The organism is Streptomyces sp. NPDC021115, assembly GCF_044333065.1.
Taxonomy (GTDB): Bacteria; Actinomycetota; Actinomycetes; order Streptomycetales; family Streptomycetaceae; genus Streptomyces.
Map to the genome: position 1 here is coordinate 192,299 of NZ_JBIRQF010000007.1, position 23,779 is coordinate 216,077.

Below are 23,779 nucleotides of genomic sequence, written 5' to 3' on the forward strand. Positions count from 1 at the left end.
ATGACACAGGCAGAACCGGCGGCGGGGCCGCCCACCGTGGTCCGCGCGCAGGGCATCGTCAAACGCTTCGGGCCGACCGTCGCCCTGGACCACGCCCACCTGGCCGTGCGCCCCGGGGAGGCCCACGCCCTCGTCGGGCGCAACGGGGCGGGCAAGTCCACGCTGGTGTCCGTCCTCACCGGCATGGAACGCCCGGACGAGGGCGAGGTGACCTTCTCCGGCGAACCCGCCCCCGGCTTCGGAGACACCGCGGCCTGGCAGCGCCGGGTCGCCTGTGTCTACCAGAAGTCGATGGTGGTCCCGCATCTGACGGTCGCCGAGAACCTGTACCTCGGCCGCTTCCAGGGCACCGGCCGCATCCGCTGGCACGCGCTGCGCGAGGCGGCCCGGGAGCTGCTGGGGGAGTACGGGGTGGACGTGGACCCGCGCACCCGGGCGAAGGACCTCGGCGTCGAGCAGCGGCAGTTCGTGGAGATCGCCCGCGCCCTGTCCTTCGGCGCCCGGCTGATCATCCTCGACGAGCCCACCGCACAGCTCGACGCGGGCGGCATCGACCGGCTCTTCACCAAGCTGCTCGAACTGCGCGGGCAGGGCGTCGCGTTCCTGTTCATCTCGCACCACCTCCAGGAGGTCTACGACCTCTGCGACACCGTCACCGTCTTCCGCGACGCCCGGCACGTGCTGACCGCCCCGGTCGCCGACCTGCCCAAGGAGGACCTGGTCGCGGCCATGACCGGCGACGGCGAGCGCGCCCCCGGGGGCGACTCCCGGGCCGCGGTCCGCGCCCCCGTCCGCGCGCCCGTGACGGCCAGGAAGGCCGACCTGGGCGGCGAGCCGGTGCTGCGCACCGAAGGGCTCACCCTGGAGGACGAGTTCGCGCCGCTGGACCTGGTGGTGCGGCCCGGCGAGGTGCTGGGCCTGGCCGGGGCGACCGCCAGCGGCAACACGGCGATCGGCGAGACCCTGGTGGGCCTGCGCAAGCCGGGCGGCGGCCGGGTCTCCGTACGGGGCAGACCGGTACGTCCCGGCAGCGTGCCGCACGCCATCGACGCGGGCATCGGCTACGTCCCGGAGGACCGCCACGACCAGGGGCTCGTCCTGGGCCGCAGCGTCGCCGAGAACGCCACGCTGACCGTCACCGACCAGCTCGGGCCGTACGGCACGGTGCTGCCGTCCCGTACCCGCGCGTTCGCCCAGCGCATGATCACCTCGCTCGACATCAAGACCTCGGGCCCTTCGCAGCCCGTCTCGGGCCTGTCCGGCGGCAATCAGCAGAAGGTCGTCATCGCGCGGGCGCTGGCCCGCGAACCGAGCGTGCTGGTCGCGATCCGGCCGACCGCCGGGGTGGACGTCAAGTCCAAGGACGCGCTGCTCGGCGTCGTACGGGACGTCGCGGCGGCCGGGAGCGGCGCGCTGATCGTCTCCGACGAGCTGGACGACCTCAGGGTCTGCGACCGGGTCCTGGCGTTCTTCCACGGGCGCGTCGTCGCCGAGTTCGGCAGCGGCTGGAGCGACCGCCAGCTGGTCGCCGCGATGGAAGGCATGACGGAACCGGACACGCACGGCACGGCCGGGGGAACCGAAGACCGCACGGGAGGACCACAGACATGATCGGTACCGCACGGCAGCAGCCCGCCGAGGCGGTGGCGGACGGGGCGGCGGGGGACCGGAACCGTCCGCGGATCGACATCGCCCGCTGGCGCGATCTGTCCCTGGTCCCGGTGATCTTCGTACTGGGCGTGATCGGCTTCATCGTCTCGCCCGCCTTCCTCACCGAGGACAACCTGATCGGCGTCGTCCAGCAGTCCACCGAGCTGGGGCTGCTGGTGCTGGGCGAGGCGCTGATCCTGATCAGCGGGCGGATGGACCTCTCCCTGGAGTCCACCATCGCCGTGGCGCCCGTGATCGCCCTCTGGCTGGTGCTGCCCTCACACGGCGCACGCTTCGAAGGGCTCGGGCTGCTGCCCGTATGGACCGCCATACCGCTGTGCCTGGCGGTCGGCGCCCTCATCGGCGCGGCCAACGGCTTCCTGATGCTCAAGCTGCGCGTCAACGGCTTCATCGCGACCCTGGGCATGCTCACCATGCTGCGCGGGCTCCAGGTCGGCATCGCCGAGGGCCAGTCCATCGTCAACGTGCCCGAGTCGTTCCGCTACCTCGGCAAGGCCGACTGGCTGGGCGCGCCCGCCGCCGTCTGGCTGTGCCTGGGCCTGTACGCGATCGGCGGCCTCGCGCTGGGCTATCTGCGCCACGGCCGCGCCCTGTACGCGATCGGCGGCAACCCCGAGGCGGCGCGCGCCGCCGGTATCCGCGTCGACCGCATCACCTGGATCGTGCTCAGCGTCGGCGGCGTCCTGGCCGCCTTCGCCGGAATCCTCTACACCGGCCACTACGGCTCGGTCGCCGCGACCCAGGGCAACGGCTGGATCTTCCAGGTCTTCGCCGCCGCGGTCATCGGCGGCATCAGCCTCAAGGGCGGCCGCGGCACGCTCTTCGGAGCCCTCACGGGTGTGCTTACGCTGCAATTAGTCGTCAATGTCATGACCCTCGGCGGCGTTCCGCCACTGTGGAACCAGTTCATCAACGGCTCCATCATCATCGTCGCGCTGATCATCTCCCGCTACGCGAGCGGCGAGAAGCAGGACTGACACCACCACTGACACCACCCAGGAACAGCACAGACAGGAACAGAGGCGAGAAATCATGGCGCAGGTACCGCGCGGACCGCGCGAACTGGGGCGCTCGGGCGTCCACGTACCACCCCTCGGGCTCGGCTGCGCCCCGCTGGCCAATCTGTACGCCGCGGTGCCCGAGGAACGCGCCCTGGCGACCGTCCACACCGCCCTGGAACTCGGCTGCACCTACCTCGACACCGCCCCGCACTACGGCGTCGGCCTCTCCGAGGAGCGGCTGGGCCGCGCGCTCGCCGGGCGCGACCGAGCCGCGTACACCCTCTCCACCAAGGTGGGGCGGCGGCTGCGGGACCGGGCACCCGGCGAGCCCGCCCAGCCGGACGGGTTCGCCGACACCCCCGACCGGGTCCGCGAATGGGACTTCACCCGGGACGGCATCCGCGCCTCCCTGGAGTCCTCCCTGGAACGCCTCGGGGTCGACGCCCTCGACATCGTCTACGTCCACGACCCGGAGAACCACATCCGCGAGGTGTACGAGACGGCCTTCCCCGCCCTCGCCGAACTGCGCGACCAGAAGCTCGTCCGCGCCATCGGCTTCGGCATGAACTACAGCGACATCCTCGCCCGCTTCGTCGCCGACCTCGACGTGGACGTCGTCCTGTGCGCCGGGCGCTGGACCCTGCTGGAGCGCACCGCCTACGACGACCTGCTCCCGGTGTGCGAGCGGCGCGGCACCTCTGTGGTGGTCGGCGGCGTCTACAACTCCGGGCTGCTCGCCGACCCCCGCCCCGGCGCGCGCTACAACTACGAGGAGGCGCCCGCCGAGATCGCCGAGCGGGCCCGCCGGCTCGCCGCCGTCTGCGCCGAGTTCGGGGTGCCGCTGCGGGCCGCCGCCCTCCGCTTCCCCTTCGGCCACCCGTCCGTGGCCGCCGCCGTCGTCGGCTGCGCCTCCCCGGCCGAGGTGCGGGACAACGCCGAGATGTTCGGCCACGACATCCCCGACGAGCTGTGGCACGCGCTGGTCGAGCGCGGCCTGCTCGACGACGACATCCCGCTGCCGATCTGACGCCCCGATCCCGAGGAACTTCCGTGCCGCTGAGCCGAATCGACGCCCACCACCACCTGTGGGACCTGTCCCGCAGGCCGCAGCCGTGGATGGACGGCCCCTGGGCCGACCCCATCGCCCGCACCGTCACCGCCGCGGACCTGCTGCCGCACCTGGACGCCCATGGCATCGGCGCCACCGTCGTCGTCCAGTCCAGCTCCTCGTACGACGAGACGCGTGAACTCCTCGCCCTGGCGGGTGCCTCCGACCGCATCGCGGGCGTCGTCGGCTGGGCCGACCTCACCGACCCCGAGCTGTCCGCGGTCCTCGCCGCCCTGGCCGCGGGCCCGGGCGGGGACCGGCTGGTGGGGCTGCGCCACCAGGTGCAGGACGAGCCGGACCCGGACTGGCTGGCCCGCCCCGACGTACGCCGCGGCCTCGCCGCCGCGGCCGACGCCGGGCTCGTCTACGACCTGCTGGTCACCCCGCGCGAGCTCCCCGCCGCGATCGCCGCGGTACGGGAGCTGCCGGAGGTGCGCTTCGTCCTCGACCACGCGGCGAAGCCGCCGATCGCGAGTGGCGACCGCGAGCCATGGACCGGCCTCCTGACGCGACTGGCCGCGCTGCCGAACGTCGACTGCAAGCTCTCCGGGCTGGTCACCGAGGCCGACTGGTCGACCTGGAAACCGGAACAGGTGCTGCCGTACGCCCACCACGTCCTGGAGGCGTTCGGCCCGGACCGGGTGCTGTTCGGCTCGGACTGGCCGGTGTGCGAACTGGCCGCGACGTACGCCGACGTCGTGGCCCTGGCCGACCAGGCGACCGCCGACCTGACCACCCCCGAACGCGCCGCGGTCTTCGCCACCACCGCCACCCGAACCTACGGCCTGGACGTCTGACGCCCCCACCCCGCGACGCGGCCAAGCCCGCCCCTTCCCCAGCTTCGGGCTGACGGGGTCCGAGGCTGCGCCCCGACGGGCCTTCGCCCGGCGAGCGAGGTGGCCGAGTACGGCCGTTCCTCAGCCGTGGGCTGACGGGCCCGGGCCGAGCCCCGGCGCGGCTGTGCCCCGCCACACGGCCGCCCCGACCCCCGCGCTTCCAACGAGGCCGGTCCTCGGACCCGGAGTCCGGGGCGGAGCCCCCGCAGCCCGCGCTGCGGGACGCGGGCCTCCTACCGGCCCCGGCAGTCCCAGCACGGCTGGTCCCCGGTACCCGGGCCGGGGGCCGGGTACGGACCTCTACCCGGCCCGGCCGACCCCTCGACCCCGGGTCGGGGGTCCGGGGGCGAGCCCCGGGGCGTCAGAGCGTCGACCGCAGCCACTGCTCCACGCTCGCGACGTGCACCGTCGCCCACGACCGCGCCGCCTCCGCGTCCCGGTCCCGCAGCGCGCCCAGGATCGCCCGGTGCTCGTGGAGCGTGCGGCTGACCGCGTCCTCCTGGGTGAGACCGCGCCAGACCCGCGCGCGGGTCGTAGGACCGGAGAGCCCGTCGAGGAGGGAGCAGAGCACCGAGTTGCCCGATGCCCGGACGATCCCGCGGTGGAATTCGAGGTCGCAGGCGACCAGTTCCTCCACCGACGGCGTCTGCCCCAGCGCGTCCAGCTGGACGCCGAGCGCGTCCAGCTCGGCGTCGCTGATCCGGCTGCACGCCTGCGCCGTCGCGGCCGGCTCCAGGATGCGGCGCACGGCCAGGAACTCCAGGACGGTGTCGTCCCGGTGGAAGTCCACGACGAAGCTCAGCGCCTCCAGCAGCAGCTGGGGGTCGAGGCTGGTGACGTACGTACCGTCGCCCTGCCGTACGTCGAGGATGCGGATCAGGGACAGCGCTCGGACGGCCTCGCGCAGCGAATTGCGGGACAGGCCCAGATCCGCGGCCAGCTCGCTCTCCTTGGGAAGCCGGTCACCCGGGCGAAGCGCACCCGAGACGATCATGCCCTTGATTTTTTCGATCGCCTCGTCGGTGACCGCCATGATGGACCTCCGGGTCAAACATCCGATGTATGGGTCCATTATGACGCGCGCGGACCGGCGGCGTCTTCGGGGGACGCCGCCGGTCCGCTGTAAGTTTCGCTGTCGGCTTTCGCCGAGCGGACTCAGAAGGTGAAGGGGCCCGGGGACTGGGCCGACGTGGCCGTGCAGTTGACCGTGATCAGGCCGAAGATCACCAGCTTGAGCGACTTGGCCTCCAGTACGTCGCCCGCGGCCACGGTGCCCTTGAGCGGGCCGGTGGTCACATCGGCGCCGGTCTTGATGGCCGGGTTGGAGTTGCCGGTGAACGTCGTGGTGCCGGAGCCGTTCTTCGACAGCGTCAGGGTCGAGCTGACCGCGCCCGCCGGTACGTCGATCGGCGCCTTGATGGCCCCCGAGGAGAGGGTGATGGTCGCGGCGGTGCCGCTCTGCGTGGCCGTCAGCGTCGCCAGACCAGAACCGTAGGTTCCGCAGTCGGCCGTCAGGGTCGCGGTGGTCGGGGTGACCGCGACCGCGCTCGGCGCCAGCGCGAGCGCGCCGGCCGCCAGTGCTGCTGTTCCCATTGCCGTGCCGATCCCGAGCTTCATGCGTCTCATGGGACTGCCTTCCGGGGTGGGGGAAGTGAGCGGTGGGCTCGTGGGGGGTGCGCCCGCACTTCCTGACTGACCGTCATGCGCGGGCGGCGGAAGCCATTGATGCGCGCGCAGCCGAAGAAGGCAAGAGTGATTCCGCAACTTTTTAACTGTTGAGTAAGTTTCGCGTTCGGCCCGTCAGCAGCGCACAACAGTCGCTCAACAGCCCACCAGCAGCCCCTCAACAGCCGGACGGCCGGGTGAGAAGACGTTTCTTCTCACCCGGCCGTCCGCAGGGGCAGGGGCAGGGGCAGGAGCGGGGGGCCTCAGCCGCGCTTGGCCAGCAGCTCCTCGACCCGCCCGCGGATGGCGTCGTCGTCCAGCCCGCGGATCGTCAGCGTGGTGCGGCGCCGCAGCACGTCGTCCGCCGTCTGCGCCCACTCGTGGTCACGGGCGTAGACGACCTGCGCCCAGATCTCCGGCGCGTCCGGGTGGATCCGCTCGGCGAGCGCCGCGTCGCCGCTCGCCAGCCGCGCGATGTCGAAGGAGAGCGAACCGTAGTGGGTCGCCAGGTGGCGCGCGGTGTCCGCGGCCATGCGCGGGCCGGGCGTACCGCCGTCCACCAGCAGCCGGTGGGCGACCGCGTGCGGATTGGCGAGGCCGGGCAGCGGCATGTGCTTGGGCAGCTGCTTGACCGGCTCCATGTCGTCCGCGAGCGGACGGCCCGGCAGCTGGGCGAGCTTGCTCATCACGGTGCGGCCGATGTGGCGGAAGGTGGTCCACTTGCCGCCGGCTATGGAGAGCATGCCGCCCTTGCCCTCGGTGACCACCGTCTCCCGCTTGGCCTTGGCGGTGTCGCCGGGACCACCCGGCAGCACCCGCAGCCCCGCGAACGAGTAGGTGATCAGGTCGCGGGAGAGCTGCTGGTCGCGGATGGAGAAGGCGGCCTCGTCCAGGATCTGGGTGATGTCCGCGTCGTTGACCGCGACATCGGCCGGATCGCCCTCGTACGGCTCGTCGGTCGTACCGAGCAGCAGCATGTCCTCCCAGGGGAGGGCGAAGGTGATGCGGTACTTGTCGATGGGCGTGGCCAGCGCGGCCCGCCAGGGGGAGGTGCGCTTGAGGACCAGGTGCGCGCCCTTGGAGAGGCGGATGGACGGCGCCGCGTTCGGGTCCTCCATCCGGCGCAGGTGGTCCACCCAGGGGCCGGTGGCGTTGAGCACCAGCCGGGCGTCGACGCCGAACTCGGTGCCGTCGGTACGGTCCCTCAGCTCCGCACCGGTGACCCGGCCGTCGGTCTTGCGCAGCCCGGTGACCTCGGCGTGGTTGAGGACGGTGGCGCCCGCGTCGACCGCGGCCCGGACCGTCATCAGCGCCATGCGGCTGTCGTTCATCTGCCCGTCGCCGTACACGGCGACGGCCCGCAGCCCCTCGGTGCGCAGCTCCGGGACGTCCCGCGCGGCCTTCTCGGCGTTGATCACATGGCCGACGCCGTCGCGGAACGCGGACAGCGCCGAGTACGCGAAGACGCCCGCGCCCAGCTTGGCCGCACCGTGCGGGCCGCCCTTGTAGACGGGCAGGTAGAAGGTGAGCGGGTTGGACAGGTGCGGTGCGACGCTGCGCGAGACGGCGCGCCGCTCGAAGTGGTTCTCGGCGACGAGCTTGACCGCGCCGGTCTGGAGGTAGCGCAGGCCGCCGTGGAGCAGCTTGGAGGAGGCGGAGGAGGTGGCGCCGGCGAAGTCGCCGGCGTCCACCATGGCCACCCGCAGTCCGGACTGCGCGGCGTGCCAGGCAGTGGTGATGCCCAGGATGCCGCCGCCGATCACCAGGAGGTCGTACGAAGCCTTGGACAGCTGTTCCCGGGTTTCGGCGCGGGTCGGGTGCGAACCGGCAGCCGGGTGCGTCCCGAGGGAAGGAACGCTCTGCAGGGGGGTCATTGAGATTACTCCTCGTCCTCGATCCAGCCCATGGTCCGCTGCACGGCCTTGAGCCAGTTCTTGTACTCGCGGTCCCGTACGTCCGCGTCCATACGGGGGGTCCACTCGGCGGCCCGGCGCCAGTTGGCGCGCAGCGCGTCGGTGTCCGGCCAGAAGCCGACGGCCAGGCCGGCGGCGTAGGCGGCGCCGAGGCAGGTGGTCTCGGCGACCATCGGGCGCACCACGGGTGCGTCGAGGGCGTCCGAGAGGGTCTGCATCAGCAGGTTGTTGGAGGTCATACCGCCGTCGACCTTGAGCGCGGTCAGCTCGACGCCGGAGTCCTTGGTCATCGCGTCGACGATCTCGCGGGTCTGCCAGGCGGTGGCCTCCAGCACGGCCCGCGCGATGTGCGCCTTGGTGACGTAACGGGTCAGGCCCGCGATCACGCCGCGCGCGTCGTCACGCCAGTACGGGGCGAACAGACCGGAGAACGCGGGCACGAAGTACGCGCCGCCGTTGTCGTCCACCGAGCTGGCCAGGGTCTCGATCTCGGCGGCGCTGTTGATCAGCCCCATCTGGTCGCGCATCCACTGCACCAGCGAACCGGTGACCGCGATGGAGCCCTCCAGGGCGTACACCGGCTTCTGGTCGCCGATCCGGTAGCCGACGGTGGTCAGCAGGCCGTTGTAGGAGTTGACCGGCTTGTCGGCGGTGTTCATCAGCAGGAAGGTGCCGGTGCCGTACGTGGACTTGGCCTCGCCCTCACCGAAGCAGGTCTGGCCGAACAGGGCCGCCTGCTGGTCGCCGAGCGCGGAGGCGACGGGCACGCCCGCGAGGATGCCGTCGGCGGTGTGCCCGTAGACCTCGGCGGAGGAGCGGATCTCCGGCAGCACGGCGGCCGGGATGTCCATCGACGTCAGGATCTTGGGGTCCCAGTCGAGGGTGTGCAGGTTCATCAGCATCGTGCGGGAGGCGTTGGTGACGTCGGTGACGTGCACGCCGCCGTTGACCCCGCCGGTGAGGTTCCAGATGACCCAGGAGTCCATGGTGCCGAAGAGCAGGTCACCGGCCTCGGCGCGCTCGCGCAGCCCCTCGACGTTGTCGAGCAGCCAGCGGATCTTGGGCCCGGCGAAGTAGGACGCCAGGGGGAGGCCCGTCTCGCGGCGGAAGCGGTCCTGGCCGACGTTGCGGCCCAGCTCCCGGCAGAGCGCGTCGGTGCGGGTGTCCTGCCAGACAAGCGCGTTGTGCACCGGCTCGCCGGTGTTCTTGTCCCACAGCAGGGTGGTCTCGCGCTGGTTGGTGATGCCGATCGCCTTGACGTCGGCTGAGGTGATCTCGGCCTTGGTGATCGCGCCGGTCACGACCTCCTGCACGTTCTGCCAGATCTCGGCCGCATTGTGTTCGACCCAGCCCGGCTTGGGGAAAATCTGTTCGTGCTCCTTCTGGTCGACCGAGACGATGCGCCCGTCCCGGTCGAAGACGATGCAGCGACTGGACGTGGTGCCCTGGTCGATGGCGGCGATGAACGGACCGTGTCCGTGGGAGGAGGCGCTCGTGGTGTGGGTGTCGGTCATGGTGGATTGCTCTCCTGCGAGTCCGAGGGGGTGGGGGCTAGGCGAAGGCGATCTCGTAGATGCCGCCGGCGAGCGCTCCGCCGAGGAGCGGGCCGACGACGGGGATCCAGGCGTAGCCCCAGTCCGACCCGCCCTTGTTGGGCAGCGGCAGGAGGGCGTGCACGATGCGCGGGCCCAGGTCACGTACCGGGTTGATGGCGTAGCCGGTCGGGCCGCCGAGCGAGAGGCCGATGCCGACCACGACCAGGGAGGTGATCAGGGCGCCGATCACGCCGAGACCCTTGCCCTCGCCGTTCAGGCCCTGGGTGAGGATGGCGAGGACCAGCACGGTGGTGGCGATGACCTCGGTGGCCAGGTTCTGCACCGTGTTGCGGATCTCCGGGCCGGTGGAGAAGACCCCCAGCACCGGGCCCGCGTCACCCGCCTGGGCGGCGTCGGCCTTCTTCGTTTCCTGGGCACCCGGACCGCCGACCAGCTCGTGGTCCGTGAGATGCGCCTGGAAGTGACCCGCGTACGCGAGCCACATCAGCACCGCGCCGAGGATGGCGCCGGTGATCTGCCCGAGGAAGTAGATGGGTACGTCGCCCCACTCGATACCGCCCTTGATGGCGATACCGATGGTCACCGCGGGGTTCAGGTGCGCGCCGGAGAGCGGCCCCGATATGTACGCGCCCGCGAGGACGGCGAAGCCCCACCCGAAGGTGATCGCCAGCCATCCCGCGTCGAACGCCTTGGATCGCTTCAAGAGAACGCCTGCGACGACACCGCAGCCGAGCAGGGTGAGCACGGCGGTACCGATGGTCTCGCCGATGAAGATGTCGGAGCTGGACACCCGCGACTCCTTTGTCCTTCGTCCAGGGGAAGGCGAACCCCCGGTCCCGCCGGGGATCCGCGCCCTCGTGGGAGGGCGTTGGTCGGCCCGCGGCGAGTCCACCATAGCGAATATTGTCGTCAGGTGTTCGACAATGCCGACCGATGAACGGCAGTTTTCTTCACGGCGAAGACCCCGTCAAGGGTCGGGTGGAGGAAAACTCGGGAGGATGTGAAACCGTGATGAAGGACCATAGACCTGGCCAAAGGTCCTGGTCAGGGTCACAGTCCTGCACGGATTCCCGGTCCGGGCCCCGCTCCCGCCGCAGGCCGGAGGCGGGGCCGGCGGCCGGGGAGCGGCCGGGGCGGTCCGGGGACGCGGGCCCGGGGTCAGAAGCGCCCGGCGCCCAGATCGCGGGAGACCGCCCGCGCGCAGTCCCGCACGGCGGCGATCAGCTCGGAGCGCAGCTCCCCGTCCTCGCACACCCGCTCCACCGCGCCGGTGATCCCCACCGCCCCCACCGGCAGCCGCCGCCGGTCGTGCACCGGGGCCGCGACCGAGGCGACGCCCTCCCAGGTCTCCTCCACGTCCGAGCCCCAGCCGCGCGCCCGGGTGAGCGCCAGGACGCCCTCGAACGCGTCCTCCTCGGTCACCGTGCGCTTGGTGAACGGCTTCCGCTCGCCCTCCGCCGCCTCGCTGTGCGCCACCGGGTCGTACGCGGACAGCACCTTGCCCAGGGCGGTGGAGTGCAGCGGCTGCATGGCGCCGACCTCCAGCACCTGACGGCTGTCGTCGGGGCGGAAGACATGGTGGACGATGAGCACGCCCTGCTGGTGCAGCACCCCGAGGTAGACGCTCTCGCCGCTGGAGCGCGCCAGGTCGTCCGTCCACACCAGGGCGCGGGCGCGCAGCTCGTGGACGTCCAGATAGCTGTTGCCGAGACGCAGCAGCTCGGCGCCCAGCTGATAGCGGCCCGAGTTCTCGTCCTGTTCGACGAACCCCTCCTGCTGGAGGGTGCGCAGGATGCCGTGGGCGGTCCCCTTGGCCAGTCCGAGGGTGGAGGCGATGTCGGACAGTCCCAGCCGTCGCTCGCCCCCGGCGAGCAGGCGTAGCATCGCGGCAGCCCGCTCCAACGACTGGATGTTCCGTGCCATCGCCAACCTCCTGACTGCGGTTCGACAATGCTGAACACTATCGGTCCATGTCGACTCCGCGGTACACAGAGCCAAACGTAAATGATCACGAGTCGGCCGCGGCCGACCGGACGATCTCGGTCCGGCAGATGGGACGGCCCCCTCCCTCTTGCCCCCGGCAGCTAGGCTGGCCTGGTGCGCCCTTGCCGAACCGAGGGCGCAAAGCCGACAGCCGTCGCACTCCAGGGAGCACATCCATGGCCTCGCACACGTCATCGTCCGCATCCGCCGCCCGAGTCGACGCCCTTCGCGAGGCACTTGCCTCCCGCGTCGTGGTCGCCGACGGCGCGATGGGCACGATGCTCCAGGCGCAGGACCCCAGTCTCGACGACTTCCAGCAGCTCGAGGGCTGCAACGAAATCCTCAACATCACCCGCCCCGACATCGTCCGCTCGGTCCACGAGGAGTACTTCGCGGCCGGCGTGGACTGTGTGGAGACGAACACCTTCGGCGCCAACCACGCCGCGCTGGGCGAGTACGACATCCCCGAGCGGGTCTACGAGCTGTCCGAGGCGGGCGTCCGGATCGCCCGCGAGGTGGCCGACGAGTTCGCCGCCGACGGGCGCCCCCGCTGGGTGCTCGGCTCGATGGGCCCCGGCACCAAGCTCCCCACCCTCGGCCACGCCCCGTACACCACGCTGCGCGACGCCTACCAGCAGAACGCCGAAGGCATGATCGCCGGCGGTGCGGACGCCCTCCTGGTCGAGACCACCCAGGACCTGCTCCAGACCAAGGCCGCCGTCCTCGGCGCCCGCCGCGCGCTGGACGCCACCGGCGTCAGCCTCCCGGTCATCTGCTCGGTCACCGTCGAGACCACCGGCACCATGCTGCTGGGCTCCGAGATCGGCGCGGCGCTGACCGCCCTGGAGCCGCTCGGCATCGACATGATCGGCCTCAACTGCGCGACCGGCCCGGCCGAGATGAGCGAGCACCTGCGCTACCTCGCCCGCCACGCCCGCGTCCCCCTGTCCTGCATGCCGAACGCGGGCCTGCCCGTCCTCGGCAAGGACGGCGCCCACTACCCGCTCACCCCGGGCGAGCTGGCCGACGCCCAGGAGACCTTCGTCCGCGAGTACGGGATGTCCCTGGTCGGCGGCTGCTGCGGCACCACGCCCGAGCATCTGCGCCAGCTCGTCGAGCGGGTCCGCGACCTGACCCCGACCGTGCGCGAGCCGCGCCCCGAGCCGGGCGCCGCCTCGCTGTACCAGACGGTGCCGTTCCGCCAGGACACCTCGTACCTGGCCATCGGCGAGCGGACGAACGCCAACGGCTCCAAGAAGTTCCGCGAGGCCATGCTGGACGGCCGCTGGGACGACTGCGTGGAGCTGGCCCGCGAGCAGATCCGCGAGGGCGCCCACCTGCTCGACCTGTGCGTCGACTACGTCGGCCGCGACGGCGTCGCCGACATGGAGGAGCTGGCCGGGCGCTTCGCCACCGCCTCCACCCTGCCCATCGTGCTGGACTCCACCGAGGTGGACGTCATCCAGGCGGGCCTGGAGAAGCTGGGTGGCCGCGCGGTCATCAACTCGGTCAACTACGAGGACGGCGACGGTCCCGACTCCCGCTTCGCCAAGGTCACCCGGCTGGCCCAGGAGCACGGCGCCGCGCTGATCGCGCTGACCATCGACGAGGAGGGCCAGGCCCGCACCCCGGAGAACAAGGTCGAGATCGCCGAGCGGATCATCGACGACCTGACCGGCAACTGGGGCATCCACGAGTCCGACATCCTCATCGACTGCCTCACCTTCACCATCTGCACCGGGCAGGAGGAGTCCCGCAAGGACGGCATCGCCACCATCGAGGCGATCCGCGAGCTCAAGCGCCGCCACCCGGACGTGCAGACCACCCTCGGCCTGTCGAACATCTCCTTCGGGCTCAACCCGGCCGCCCGCATCCTGCTCAACTCCGTCTTCCTGGACGAATGCGTCAAGGCCGGTCTGGACTCGGCGATCGTGCACGCGAGCAAGATCCTGCCGATCGCGCGGTTCGACGAGGAGCAGGTCACCACGGCCCTGGACCTGATCTACGACCGGCGCGCGGAAGGGTACGACCCGCTCCAGAAGCTGATGGCGCTCTTCGAGGGCGCCACCGCCAAGTCCCTCAAGGCGGGCAAGGCCGAGGAGCTGGCCGCCCTGCCGCTCGACGAGCGCCTCCAGCGGCGCATCATCGACGGTGAGCGCAACGGCCTGGAAGCCGACCTCGACGAAGCCCTCACCGAGCGGCCCGCCCTCGACATCGTCAACGAGACGCTGCTGGAGGGCATGAAGGTCGTCGGCGAACTCTTCGGCTCCGGCCAGATGCAGCTGCCGTTCGTCCTCCAGTCCGCCGAGGTGATGAAGACCGCGGTGGCCCATCTGGAGCCGCACATGGAGAAGTCGGACGACGAGGGCAAGGGCACCATCGTGCTCGCCACCGTCCGCGGCGACGTCCACGACATCGGCAAGAACCTCGTCGACATCATCCTCTCCAACAACGGCTACAACGTCGTCAACCTCGGCATCAAGCAGCCGGTCTCCGCGATCCTGGAGGCCGCCAAGGAGCACCGCGCCGACGTCATCGGCATGTCGGGGCTGCTGGTGAAGTCCACGGTGATCATGAAGGAGAACCTGGAGGAGCTGAACCAGCGCAGCCTGGCCGCCGACTACCCCGTCATCCTCGGCGGCGCCGCCCTCACCCGCGCCTACGTCGAACAGGACCTCCACGAGATCTACGAGGGCGAGGTCCGCTACGCCCGCGACGCCTTCGAGGGGCTGCGGCTCATGGACGCCCTCATCGCCGTCAAGCGCGGCGTCCCCGGCGCGGAGCTGCCCGCCCTCAAGCAGCGCCGCGTACCCAAGCGGGACACCGCGCTCAGCGACCCGGAGCCGGAGGGCCCGTCGCGCTCCGACGTGGCCACCGACAACCCGGTGCCCGAGCCGCCCTTCTGGGGCACCCGCGTCGTCAAGGGCATCCAGCAGGTCGACTACGCCTCCTGGCTGGACGAGGGCGCGCTGTTCAAGGGCCAGTGGGGGCTCAAGGAGGCCCGCACCGGCGACGGCCCGAGCTACGCGGAGCTGGTGGAGTCCGAGGGCCGCCCGCGGCTGCGCGGCTGGCTGGACAAGCTGCGCACGGAGAACCTGCTGGAGGCCGCCGTGGTCTACGGCTACTTCCCCTGCGTCTCCAAGGGCGACGACCTCGTCCTGCTCAACGAGGACGGCAGCGAGCGCACCCGCTTCACCTTCCCGCGCCAGCGCCGCGGCCGCCGGCTGTGCCTGGCGGACTTCTTCCGGCCCGAGGAGTCCGGCGAGACCGATGTGGTCGGCCTCCAGGTGGTCACCGTCGGCTCGAAGATCGGCGAGGCCACCGCCGAGCTGTTCGCCGACAACTCCTACCGCGACTACCTGGAGCTGCACGGGCTGTCCGTGCAGCTCGCCGAGGCGCTGGCCGAGTACTGGCACGCCCGGGTCCGGGCCGAGCTGGGCTACGCGGGGGAGGACCCCGGTGACATCGAGGACATGTTCGCGCTGAAGTACCGCGGCGCGCGCTTCTCGCTCGGCTACGGCGCCTGCCCCGACCTGGAGGACCGGGCGAAGATCGCCGAGCTGCTGGAGCCGGAGCGCATCGGGGTCAAGCTCTCCGAGGAGTTCCAGCTGCACCCCGAGCAGTCGACCGACGCGATCGTCATCCATCACCCGGAGGCCAAGTACTTCAACGCCCGGTAATCGTCGGGCGCACGACAGGAGGCGCCGCGGCGCGCCGCGTCGTAGACTGGTCGATCCGGTAGAGGCCGGTCGTCTTCCACATCGTGGAAGGGGGCCGGCCTTCGTGCCCCGTATCCGGAGGTGTTTGGATGACCAGCAGCATCCCCGCCGTCGCCACCCGTTCGGCCGGAGGCTCCGCCCTCCAGGCGGTCCTGCTCGACATGGACGGCACCCTGGTGGACACCGAGGACATCTGGTGGGACGCGGAGGTGTCCATCTTCGCCGAGCTGGGCCACGCCCTCGCCGAGGAGTACCGCGAGGTGGTGGTCGGCGGCCCGATGGCCCGCAGCGCCTCGTTCCTCATCGAGGCCACCGGCGCCGACATCGCGCTCGCTGAACTGTCCGGCCTGCTGAACAGCCGCTTCACCGAGCTGCTCGACGGCACCGTGCCCATGCTGCCCGGAGCGCGGCGGCTGCTCACCGAACTGGCCGCGCACGGGGTGCCGACCGCCCTGGTCTCCGCCTCGCACCGGCGGGTCATGGACCGGCTGCTGCGGTCGATCGGGCCGGAGAACTTCGCCCTGACGGTCGCGGGCGACGAGATCGGCCGTACCAAGCCGCACCCCGACCCGTATCTGTTCGCCGCCGCGGGGCTCGCCGCCGAACCGGCGCGGTGCGTGGTCATCGAGGACACCGCGACCGGGGTGACCGCCGCCGAGGCGGCCGGGTGCCGGGTGGTGGCGGTGCCCTCCATCGTTCCGATCGAGCCCGCGGCGGGCCGTACGGTCGTCGGATCGCTGGAAGAAGTCGATCTTCCATTTCTGCGCGGACTCGTCACAGGAATGCACTGATCGCACACTGAGCGTATGTCTGTAAATTGCAGACTGAATAACGCGCTCCCCGTTTTTGTGTGTCGGCAGCGGCATTTCGGGCGTGATGTTTATCACTGCATATGCCGTCGACAGATCGGGTGGGTATCTGCTGGGCGTCCCGTTTGATGCGATGTGGGCGAGCCCTTGTGTCCGGATTGATGACATGCCGTACGAAACGCGACCGCGTTCGGATATCGGGCGGACCTTATCCGTTATCGGTGCGTGATAACGCCTCAACTTCGTTGTGTCCGAGCATGGCTGGCGCTGCGGACTAATCTCGTCGCGAGTGGTTGATCGATCGCAGGGAGACTCCCGACAATGAAGCGCAAGTCGCTCGCGCTGCCGGCCGTGGCGGGCCTACTGACGTCAGCGCTCACCGCATGCGGTGGATCCGACGGTTCGGGTTCCGGCGACGGCGCCATCGTCCTGGGGAGTACGGACCGGATCGAGGCGTCCAAGGCGGCACCCGCCCCGCTGGACCCCGCCCAGGCATACGACTTCGCCTCGTGGAGCGTGCTCCACAACGCCTTCCAGACGCTGATGCGGCTGCCCCGCTCCGGAACCGAGCCGATACCCGACGCCGCCCAGAAATGCGGCTTCCAGGACCGGCAGAGCGAGCAGTACCGCTGCACCCTGCGCAGCGGGCTGAAGTTCTCCGACGGCCACGCGCTCACCTCCGAGGACGTCAAGTTCTCCCTCGACCGGATGCTGCGCATCAAGGACCGCAACGGCCCCGTCTCCCTGCTCTCGGGCGTGGACAAGGTGGAGACCCCGACCTCCCGCGAGGTCGTCATCCACCTCCGCGCGCCCGACGCGACCTTCCCGTCCAAGCTCACCACCCCGGCCGCGGCCATCCTGGACAGCGAGGACTACCGGGCGAACGCGCTGCGCAAGGGCTTCAGCCTCATCGGCTCGGGCCCGTACCAGGCGAAGACCGAGGTGCGGAACAACCGCCTGGTGAAGGTGCGCTTCACCAGGAACCCGCACTACCAGGGCGACGTGGAGCCGGACAGTGACAAGGTCGAGATGCGGTTCTTCGACTCCGCGTCTGCCATGGAGAAGGCGCTGGCCAAGGGCGACATCGACGCGGTGCACCGCGGCTTCTCGCCCGGCCAGATCGACAAGCTGAACAAGGGCGAGGTCAAGGGCGTCCGGCTCTTCGAGTCCTCCGGCCAGGGCATCCGCTACCTCGTCTTCGACACCGGCAACCCGGCGGTGAAGAACAAGGCCGTGCGCCAGGCCATCGCCCATCTGGTGGACCGGCAGGCACTGGTACGGGACGTCTACAAGCGGACCGCCGAGCCGCTCTACTCGCTCATCCCGAACAACGTCACCTCGCACACCAACTCGTTCTACAACGAGTACGGCGACCCCGACCCCGACGCGGCCCGCAGCGCCCTGCGCAACGCCGGGATCAGCACCCCGGTGAAGCTGACCCTGACGTACACGACCGACCACTACGGGCCGGAGACCGCGCAGGAGTTCAAGGAGCTGCGGAACCAGCTCAACCGCAGCGGCCTGTTCCAGGTCAGGATCAAGGGCGTCCGCTGGACCGAGTTCCGCCCCAACCTCCCCAAGCGCGCGTACGCCGCCTACGGCATGGGGTGGCTGCCGGACTTCCCGGACCCGGACAACTACGTCGCGCCCTTCCTGACCAAGGACAACTTCCTGGGCTCGCCCTACCGCGACAGCACCGTGCAGGACCAGCTGATCCCGCGGACCCGGCAGGAGAGCCAGCGCGCCCGCGCTTCCGGAGACTTCCAGGCCATCCAGAACACCGTCGCCGACGATGTGCCCTATCTGCCGCTGTGGCAGGGGAACACCTATGTGGCGGCCCGAGAAAACATCACCGGGGCCGAATACGCATTCGACTCCTCGACCATGCTCCAGCTCTGGGAGCTGGGCCGGGGAGCTGACAGCTGACGCAACGCCAGACGGGGGCCGGAATACGAGACGACCAAACTGTGAGGAAACGACCCGTGAGGAAACGTGACCAGTGGCTGGCAGCCCCGCTCGGAGCGGGACTTGCCGCCGCCCTGCTCACCGGCTGTGGGAGCGAGGACGGGGACGCCGCGGGCAGCGGTGAGCACGTCGTCATGGGCATGTCGGACGAGGTGCTGGCCACCGATCCGGCATCCGGGTACGACCCCGGCTCCTGGCTGTTGTTCAACAACGTGTTCCAGTCTCTGCTGAGCTTCCCCAAGGGCGGCACCACCCCGCAGCCGGAGGCGGCGGAGAAGTGCGGCTTCAAGGACAACTCCAGCCAGGTCTTCACCTGCACCCTGCGGAACGACCTGAAGTTCTCCAACGGAGACCCGCTCACCTCCGAGGACGTCAAGTTCTCCTTCGAGCGCACCCTGCGGATCAACGACGAGAACGGCCCGGCGGTGATGCTCTCCAGCATCGGGAACATCAAGACCCCGGACGAGCGGACCGTCGTCTTCAACCTGAAGACCCCGGACGCCACCTTCCCGCAGAAGATCGCCTCCGGCGCCGGATCCATCGTGGACCACGCCGAATACCCGGCCGACAAGCTGCGCACCGACAACAAGGCCATCGGCTCCGGCGTCTACAAGCTGGACTCCTTCAGCAAGAAGGAGGCCGACTTCTCGGTCAACGGCGACTACCAGGGCCCCGCCGAGGCCCAGAACACCGGGATGACCCTGAAGTTCTTCCAGGGCAAGCAGCAGCAGCTGAAGGACGCCGTCCAGAACGGCGACGTGGACCTGGCCTACCGCGGGCTGGCCATGAAGGACCTGGCCGACCTCCAGGCCGAGTCCCTCAGCGGCGGCAAGAACCTCAACGTCGTCGAGGGCACCGGCGCCGAGGTCCAGCACCTGGTCTTCAACATGGAGGACCCGGTCGCCGGAAAGCTCGGCGTGCGCAAGGCCATGGCGTACCTCATCGACCGCTCCACCCTCGTCCGGGACGTCTACAAGCGCACCGCCGAGCCGCTGTACTCGGTCGTCCCCGCCGGGATCACCGGCCACAACACGGCCTTCTTCGACAAGTACGGCGACCGGCCGCAGCCCGAGAAGGCCAAGCAGGCGCTCCGCGAGGAGGGGATCACCGGCAAGGTCAAGCTCACCCTGTGGGGCACCCCGATCCGCTATGGCCCCGGCACCGTGCCCGGCCTCCAGGAGATCGCCAAGCAGCTCAACGCCAGCGGGCTCTTCGACGTCGACGTGAAGAGCACCGACGTCGCCACCTACGAGAAGGGCGTGGCCGCGGGCGACTACCCCGTCTACGTCAAGGGCTGGGTGCCCGACTACCCGGACCCGGACAACTTCGTCGCCCCGTTCTTCGGCTCCGGCAACGTGCTGGCCAACCACTACACCTCGGCGCAGCTCACCGGGCAGCTCATCCCGGCCACCGCGGGCCAGCCCAGCCGCGCGGCCACCGTCGGCGACTTCCAGAAGATCCAGAACCTCGTCGCCGACGATGTGCCCATGCTGCCGCTGTGGCAGGGCAAGCAGTACGCGGTCGCCCAGGAGTCCATCTCCGGACTCCAGTGGACCCTGGACGCCTCGACCGTCTTCCGCTTCTGGGAGATCAAGAAGTCGCCCACCGACTGACGCCCGGCGCCTCGCGGCGCGGAGGCCCATGGGGGCCGGGGCGGGCGTGGTCATCCGACCCGCCCGCCCCGGCCCCCGGGCCGCTCAGCGCGTGACCGGTGACCGGCCCGCCATGGCGTGTTCGATGAGGGTCGTGACGGCGAGTTTGCACGCCTCGCGGGAGCGTGCGTCGCCCATGACCACGGGTATGTGCGGGTCGAGGTCGAGGGCTTGGCGTATCTGGCCGCTGTCGAAGCCACAGACTCCGTCGAAGCGGTTGACCGCTACGACGAACGGCGTTCCGCGGTTCTCATGACGGTGCGGCAGCCGGTGCCTGTCGTGGCGCTGCGGCGAGGAACTCGCCGACCCGCTTGCTGATCTTCCCGAAGATCCGTTTGAGATCGGGCGGGTTGTGTGCGACCACCGGTGCTGCGGACTCGCGCATCGCGGCGAGTTTCCGGTCGGTGCCGGCGCGTTGCCGGTCGAGCGTCCCACGGTCCGAGCCGGACTGGGCGACGTAGTCCATCGACAGCCGGCGCTCCTCCTGCAGCGCCACCATCGCGGTCTCGCTCTTGACTCCCACTCTTTTCACGTCGCGCACGGTCTGACGCGGGTTCAGTGCCTGAGAGAACCCGTTGACCGTCGGACGAGATGCCTCCCGTTCTCGGCGAACCGTCCGCCGGGCCTACTGAGACTTCCGGTACTCGCTGGGGGTGAGGTCGTAGAAGTGGCGGAACATGCGGGCGAAGACGGTCGGGTTCTCGATTCCGACCGACCTGGCGACCGCTGCGATCGGACACTTCCGCTGGTGAGGGCTGGCCAAGGTCTTGCGGGCCTCCTCCAGCCGGGTCTCACGGATGTACCTGGCCGGTGATGTGCCACTTTCCCGGAAGACGATCTCGACGTAGCGCACGGAGACCCGGAAGGCCGCCGCCACCGTCTTCGCCGAGAGGGACGGCTCGTCGAGGTGACGTCGTATGAAGTCGCGCATGCGCAGCAGTTGGGCCTGGTGCCCGAGGATGCCGTTGACCTCGGTGTGGTCCTCACCCTCGTCGGACCGCAGTACGGAGAACATGAGCTCGCGTACGGTGTGCCCCAGAGCGGGGAGGGTGTCCGCGCCGAATCGCTCGCTGCCCGCGCGGATCTCCTCGATCGTGGCCCGCAGAACACGCAGAAGCGGGTTCTCGGCGTCGATGCGGCGTCCGATGCGGTCCCAGCTGACCGGTACGAACCGTCCGAGGTCCGCCCGGGGCACCATCAGAACGAGGTGATGGGCGAAGCCTTCGGCACTGAGCTGGAACGGAGACGTGCTGTCGAGCAGGACCGCGTCCCCGCGACGCAGCTGGGACCGCGTGTTTCCGTTGAGGCACGAACTGGTCTCCTGGGCAATCGACAGCAGATAGAAGTCGTCCTGGTCGCGAGAGAGCATCCGGGGGGCGCGCACGACACGCACCGGGTCGGAGCCGACGTCGGTCAGGGTGAGGAATCCCAGGTCGAGCTGGTGAGCCCAGCCCGTGTAGCCGCCGTTGTTCCCGGTGTCGCCGATCGGGACCGCGTCCAGTTCGACGAAGCACTCGTGCAGCATTCCCCGCCAGGCATCGACATCGTGCGGCACGCCGCCGACGGCCCCGGGCTTCATGGACTTTGGGGACAGGCTCATGGATGGCACCGTCCTTGCGGTGATCGATTTTGGTCGTGAGCGATGCCGAAATGTACATACCAGGTGCGCGGATGGTCGATTCCGCTTCTTGATACCTCGTCAATATGTTCTCTGCCGCTCCCTGTCCGGGGGCTGTGAACAGGAGGTGGACATGCGCAGGGCCGTCGTACTCGGGGGCAGCATCTCGGGGCTGCTGGCCGCCCGGGTACTCAGTGATCACGCGGACGAGGTGGTTGTCTTCGAACGCGATGACATCGCCCCCTCGGGCGACTTCGGAGGCGATGACGGACCGCGACCCGGCGTTCCGCAGGGCACCCAGATGCACGCCCTGCTGGATGCGGGCCGCAGGCGCATCGACCACTGGTTCCCCGGCCTCTCCGCGGAACTCGTCGCCGGCGGCGCCGCACTCGCGGACACCGGGGACGACGTGCACTGCTATCTCGGCGGGAGGCTCAAGGTGCTGGTCGGCGGCGTAAAGATGATCAGCGCCACCCGGCCCTTCCTGGAGGCCCACATTCGCCGCAGGGTGTTGGCGCTGGACAAGCTGCGCCTGGTCAACGGCAGCGCGCGCGGGCTCGCCTTCACCGGCGACCGGGTGAGCGGGGTACGGTACATCGGCCCCGGCGGAGGAGCGGCCGACGAGACCCTCCTCGGCGCCGACCTGGTGGTCGACGCGACCGGCCGCGGCACCCGGATCGGGGCCTGGCTGAAGGAGGGCGGCTGGCCGGAGCCGCGCATGCGGCGCATGCAGGTGGACCTCGGTTACACCACCGCGCTGTTCCGCCTCACCGAACCGGGGAGCGCGACGCTGGCACAGTCCCTGGACACCTGGCCGGACGGCCGGATGCGGCTGGCGACCCTGGGCCGGGTCGAGGGTGACCGGTGGATCGCCCTGGTGGCCGGGTACGCGGACGACCGTCCCGGACGGAGCGTGGAGGAATTCCTCGTCCGGTGCCGAGAAGACTCAGCGGAACCGTTTCGCCAATTGGCCGAGCAGGGCGAGCCCCTCGGGGCGCCGGTCACCTACCGGCACCCGGACAACCGGCGGCGCGACTTCCACCGCATGGACCGGCTCCCCGCCGGACTCATCGCGGTCGGTGACAGTCTCGCCTCGTTCAACCCCGTCTACGGCCAGGGCATGTCCTCCGCGGCGATGCACGCCTCATGCCTGGCGGACTACCTCGAATCCGGGCGGTCGGGGCGGAGCCCGGCCTGGTCGTACTTCAAGGAGGCCAACGCCGTCGTGGACAGTGCGTGGCAGACGTCCGCCCTCAACGATCTGAGGCTGCCGCACGTCACCGAGCCGCGGCCACGGGGCTTCCGGGCCGCCTCCCGGTTCAGCGACCTCATCCTCCGGGCGTCGGTGACCGACCCGGTGGTGCACCGGAGCTTCCTGGAGGTCACGCACATGCTCTCCCCGACGAAGATATTCCTCCGTCCCCGTACGCTGCTGCGGGCCGTCCGGGCGGGACGCGGACAGGGCACGGCCGCGGCCGCCGCTCCGGTGGGTGCCGCACGGTGACGGGCACGACGGGCCGGAGCTGAGCCAAGAAGCCGGCGGGCGGGCCGTACGTCTCGCCCGCCGGCTCCGCCCCCGCCCCGGCGTACGTCTCCCGGCTACTGCGCGCCGGGGCGGACCAGCCCGCTCTCGTACGCGTACACCGCGGCCTGCACCCGGTCCCGCAGCCCCAGCTTGGTCAGCACATGGCCCACATGCGTCTTGACCGTCGTCTCGCTGACGAACAGATCCGCCGCGATCTCCGCGTTCGACAGCCCCCGGGCCACCAGCTTCAGCACCTCGACCTCGCGCTCGGTGAGCGTGTGCAGGGTGTCCGGAACCGGCTCCTCACCCGAGGGCAGATGCCCCGCGTACTTGTCGAGCAGCCGCCGCGTGATGCTCGGCGCCAGCATCGCCTCACCCGCCGCCACCACCCGGATGGCCTGCACCAGCTCGGTCGCCGGGGCGTCCTTCAGCAGAAAGCCGCTGGCCCCGGCGCGCAGCGCCTCCACCACATACTCGTCGAGATCGAAGGTCGTCAGCACCAGCACCTTCGCCGGACCGTCCCGCCCCGGGCCGGTGATCTGCCGGGTCGCCTCCACTCCGTCCATCCGCGGCATCCGGATGTCCATCAGCACCACATCGGGCTGGAGCGCCCGCACCTGGTCGAGGGCCTGCAGGCCGTCCCCCGCCTCACCGACGACCGCCAGATCCTGCTCCGCCTCCAGGATCATCCGGAAACCGGTGCGCAGCAGCGGTTGATCATCGACCAGTAGGACGCGGATCGCCACGGGATCTCCTTC

The 23,779-nt window shown here is 70.4% G+C and carries 18 protein-coding genes; 9 read left to right on the top strand and 9 right to left on the bottom strand.

The window, feature by feature from the left end; genetic code table 11:
* Genes ACH4TL_RS23270 through ACH4TL_RS23285 form a run of 4 tightly spaced genes read left to right on the top strand, consistent with a single transcriptional unit; the run spans position 1 to position 4,577 of the window.
* Positions 1-1,611, top strand: coding sequence for a sugar ABC transporter ATP-binding protein (locus ACH4TL_RS23270; RefSeq protein WP_398317259.1), 1,611 nt, complete (start codon positions 1-3; stop codon positions 1,609-1,611).
* Complete coding sequence (locus tag ACH4TL_RS23275) at positions 1,608-2,648, top strand: ABC transporter permease (RefSeq protein WP_398317262.1); 1,041 nt, start codon at positions 1,608-1,610, stop codon at positions 2,646-2,648. The genes ACH4TL_RS23270 and ACH4TL_RS23275 overlap by 4 nt, the downstream gene beginning before the upstream one ends.
* Positions 2,649-2,703: 55 nt before the next feature.
* The gene (locus ACH4TL_RS23280; RefSeq protein ID WP_398317265.1) at positions 2,704-3,699 is read left to right on the top strand and encodes an aldo/keto reductase; all 996 of its coding nucleotides are present in this window, start codon (positions 2,704-2,706) and stop codon (positions 3,697-3,699) included.
* Between the two features lie 29 nt (positions 3,700-3,728).
* Positions 3,729-4,577 carry an amidohydrolase family protein gene (locus ACH4TL_RS23285; RefSeq protein ID WP_398317756.1) on the top strand — a complete coding sequence of 283 codons (849 nt, stop codon included), beginning with the start codon at positions 3,729-3,731 and terminating at the stop codon, positions 4,575-4,577.
* 400 nt (positions 4,578-4,977) lie between these two features.
* On the opposite strand, the gene ACH4TL_RS23290 is transcribed toward ACH4TL_RS23285, so the two are convergent.
* The 6 genes from ACH4TL_RS23290 to ACH4TL_RS23315 all read right to left on the bottom strand — a co-directional run bounded on the left by ACH4TL_RS23290 (position 4,978) and on the right by ACH4TL_RS23315 (position 11,673).
* Positions 4,978-5,649 (bottom strand): FadR/GntR family transcriptional regulator, encoded by a 672-nt coding sequence (locus ACH4TL_RS23290; RefSeq protein WP_398317268.1) that lies wholly within the window; start codon positions 5,647-5,649, stop codon positions 4,978-4,980.
* A 122-nt stretch (positions 5,650-5,771) separates the two neighbouring features.
* The gene (locus ACH4TL_RS23295) at positions 5,772-6,242 is read right to left on the bottom strand and encodes a hypothetical protein (RefSeq protein ID WP_398317271.1); all 471 of its coding nucleotides are present in this window, start codon (positions 6,240-6,242) and stop codon (positions 5,772-5,774) included.
* Positions 6,243-6,544: 302 nt separating this feature from the next.
* Positions 6,545-8,155, bottom strand: coding sequence for an FAD-dependent oxidoreductase (locus ACH4TL_RS23300; protein WP_398317274.1), 1,611 nt, complete (start codon positions 8,153-8,155; stop codon positions 6,545-6,547).
* 5 nt (positions 8,156-8,160) lie between these two features.
* A complete protein-coding gene (gene glpK, locus ACH4TL_RS23305; RefSeq protein WP_398317277.1) occupies positions 8,161-9,708 on the bottom strand; it encodes a glycerol kinase GlpK in 1,548 nt (515 codons plus the stop codon).
* 37 nt (positions 9,709-9,745) lie between these two features.
* A complete protein-coding gene (locus tag ACH4TL_RS23310; RefSeq protein ID WP_398317280.1) occupies positions 9,746-10,540 on the bottom strand; it encodes an MIP/aquaporin family protein in 795 nt (264 codons plus the stop codon).
* 368 nt (positions 10,541-10,908) lie between these two features.
* Complete coding sequence (locus ACH4TL_RS23315) at positions 10,909-11,673, bottom strand: IclR family transcriptional regulator (RefSeq protein WP_398317283.1); 765 nt, start codon at positions 11,671-11,673, stop codon at positions 10,909-10,911.
* Between the two features lie 236 nt (positions 11,674-11,909).
* Here ACH4TL_RS23315 and metH point away from each other — a divergent pair, with 236 nt between their 5' ends.
* The 4 genes from metH (at position 11,910) to ACH4TL_RS23335 (ending at position 19,839) form a co-directional block, all read left to right on the top strand.
* Entirely contained in the window at positions 11,910-15,413 is a 3,504-nt protein-coding gene (gene metH, locus ACH4TL_RS23320) for a methionine synthase (protein WP_398317286.1), read from the top strand.
* Positions 15,414-15,541: 128 nt separating this feature from the next.
* Positions 15,542-16,243: an HAD family hydrolase gene (locus tag ACH4TL_RS23325; protein WP_398317289.1), complete on the top strand. Its 702-nt coding sequence runs from the start codon at positions 15,542-15,544 to the stop codon at positions 16,241-16,243.
* 339 nt (positions 16,244-16,582) lie between these two features.
* Positions 16,583-18,187, top strand: coding sequence for an ABC transporter substrate-binding protein (locus ACH4TL_RS23330; RefSeq protein ID WP_398317292.1), 1,605 nt, complete (start codon positions 16,583-16,585; stop codon positions 18,185-18,187).
* 56 nt (positions 18,188-18,243) lie between these two features.
* Positions 18,244-19,839: an ABC transporter substrate-binding protein gene (locus ACH4TL_RS23335; RefSeq protein WP_398317295.1), complete on the top strand. Its 1,596-nt coding sequence runs from the start codon at positions 18,244-18,246 to the stop codon at positions 19,837-19,839.
* A 289-nt stretch (positions 19,840-20,128) separates the two neighbouring features.
* Here ACH4TL_RS23335 and ACH4TL_RS23340 read toward each other — a convergent pair whose 3' ends face one another.
* Together ACH4TL_RS23340 and ACH4TL_RS23345 are read right to left on the bottom strand one after the other, a co-directional pair.
* Positions 20,129-20,410, bottom strand: a complete 282-nt coding sequence (locus ACH4TL_RS23340) for a nitrate- and nitrite sensing domain-containing protein (protein ID WP_398317298.1) — start codon at positions 20,408-20,410, stop codon at positions 20,129-20,131.
* Positions 20,411-20,503: 93 nt separating this feature from the next.
* A complete protein-coding gene (locus ACH4TL_RS23345; RefSeq protein ID WP_398317301.1) occupies positions 20,504-21,478 on the bottom strand; it encodes a helix-turn-helix domain-containing protein in 975 nt (324 codons plus the stop codon).
* Positions 21,479-21,629: 151 nt separating this feature from the next.
* Between ACH4TL_RS23345 and ACH4TL_RS23350 the strand changes: the two genes are divergently transcribed.
* Entirely contained in the window at positions 21,630-23,000 is a 1,371-nt protein-coding gene (locus tag ACH4TL_RS23350) for an FAD-dependent oxidoreductase (protein WP_398317304.1), read from the top strand.
* Between the two features lie 95 nt (positions 23,001-23,095).
* Here the strand turns inward: ACH4TL_RS23350 and ACH4TL_RS23355 are convergent, their stop codons facing one another.
* A complete protein-coding gene (locus tag ACH4TL_RS23355; protein ID WP_009719179.1) occupies positions 23,096-23,767 on the bottom strand; it encodes a response regulator transcription factor in 672 nt (223 codons plus the stop codon).
* Positions 23,768-23,779 lie beyond the last annotated feature (12 nt).

Excerpts from the sequence above, each read along its gene's own strand:
- ACH4TL_RS23270 (WP_398317259.1), top strand. The coding sequence starts at position 1 with ATGACACAGGCAGAACCGGCGGCGGGGCCGCCCACCGTGGTCCGCGCG.
- ACH4TL_RS23275 (WP_398317262.1), top strand. The coding sequence starts at position 1,608 with ATGATCGGTACCGCACGGCAGCAGCCCGCCGAGGCGGTGGCGGACGGG.
- ACH4TL_RS23280 (WP_398317265.1), top strand. The coding sequence starts at position 2,704 with ATGGCGCAGGTACCGCGCGGACCGCGCGAACTGGGGCGCTCGGGCGTC.
- ACH4TL_RS23290 (WP_398317268.1), bottom strand. The coding sequence starts at position 5,649 with ATGGCGGTCACCGACGAGGCGATCGAAAAAATCAAGGGCATGATCGTC.
- ACH4TL_RS23295 (WP_398317271.1), bottom strand. The coding sequence starts at position 6,242 with ATGAGACGCATGAAGCTCGGGATCGGCACGGCAATGGGAACAGCAGCA.
- ACH4TL_RS23300 (WP_398317274.1), bottom strand. The coding sequence starts at position 8,155 with ATGACCCCCCTGCAGAGCGTTCCTTCCCTCGGGACGCACCCGGCTGCC.
- glpK (WP_398317277.1), bottom strand. The coding sequence starts at position 9,708 with ATGACCGACACCCACACCACGAGCGCCTCCTCCCACGGACACGGTCCG.
- ACH4TL_RS23315 (WP_398317283.1), bottom strand. The coding sequence starts at position 11,673 with ATGGCACGGAACATCCAGTCGTTGGAGCGGGCTGCCGCGATGCTACGC.
- metH (WP_398317286.1), top strand. The coding sequence starts at position 11,910 with ATGGCCTCGCACACGTCATCGTCCGCATCCGCCGCCCGAGTCGACGCC.
- ACH4TL_RS23325 (WP_398317289.1), top strand. The coding sequence starts at position 15,542 with ATGACCAGCAGCATCCCCGCCGTCGCCACCCGTTCGGCCGGAGGCTCC.
- ACH4TL_RS23330 (WP_398317292.1), top strand. The coding sequence starts at position 16,583 with ATGAAGCGCAAGTCGCTCGCGCTGCCGGCCGTGGCGGGCCTACTGACG.
- ACH4TL_RS23345 (WP_398317301.1), bottom strand. The coding sequence starts at position 21,478 with ATGAGCCTGTCCCCAAAGTCCATGAAGCCCGGGGCCGTCGGCGGCGTG.
- ACH4TL_RS23350 (WP_398317304.1), top strand. The coding sequence starts at position 21,630 with ATGCGCAGGGCCGTCGTACTCGGGGGCAGCATCTCGGGGCTGCTGGCC.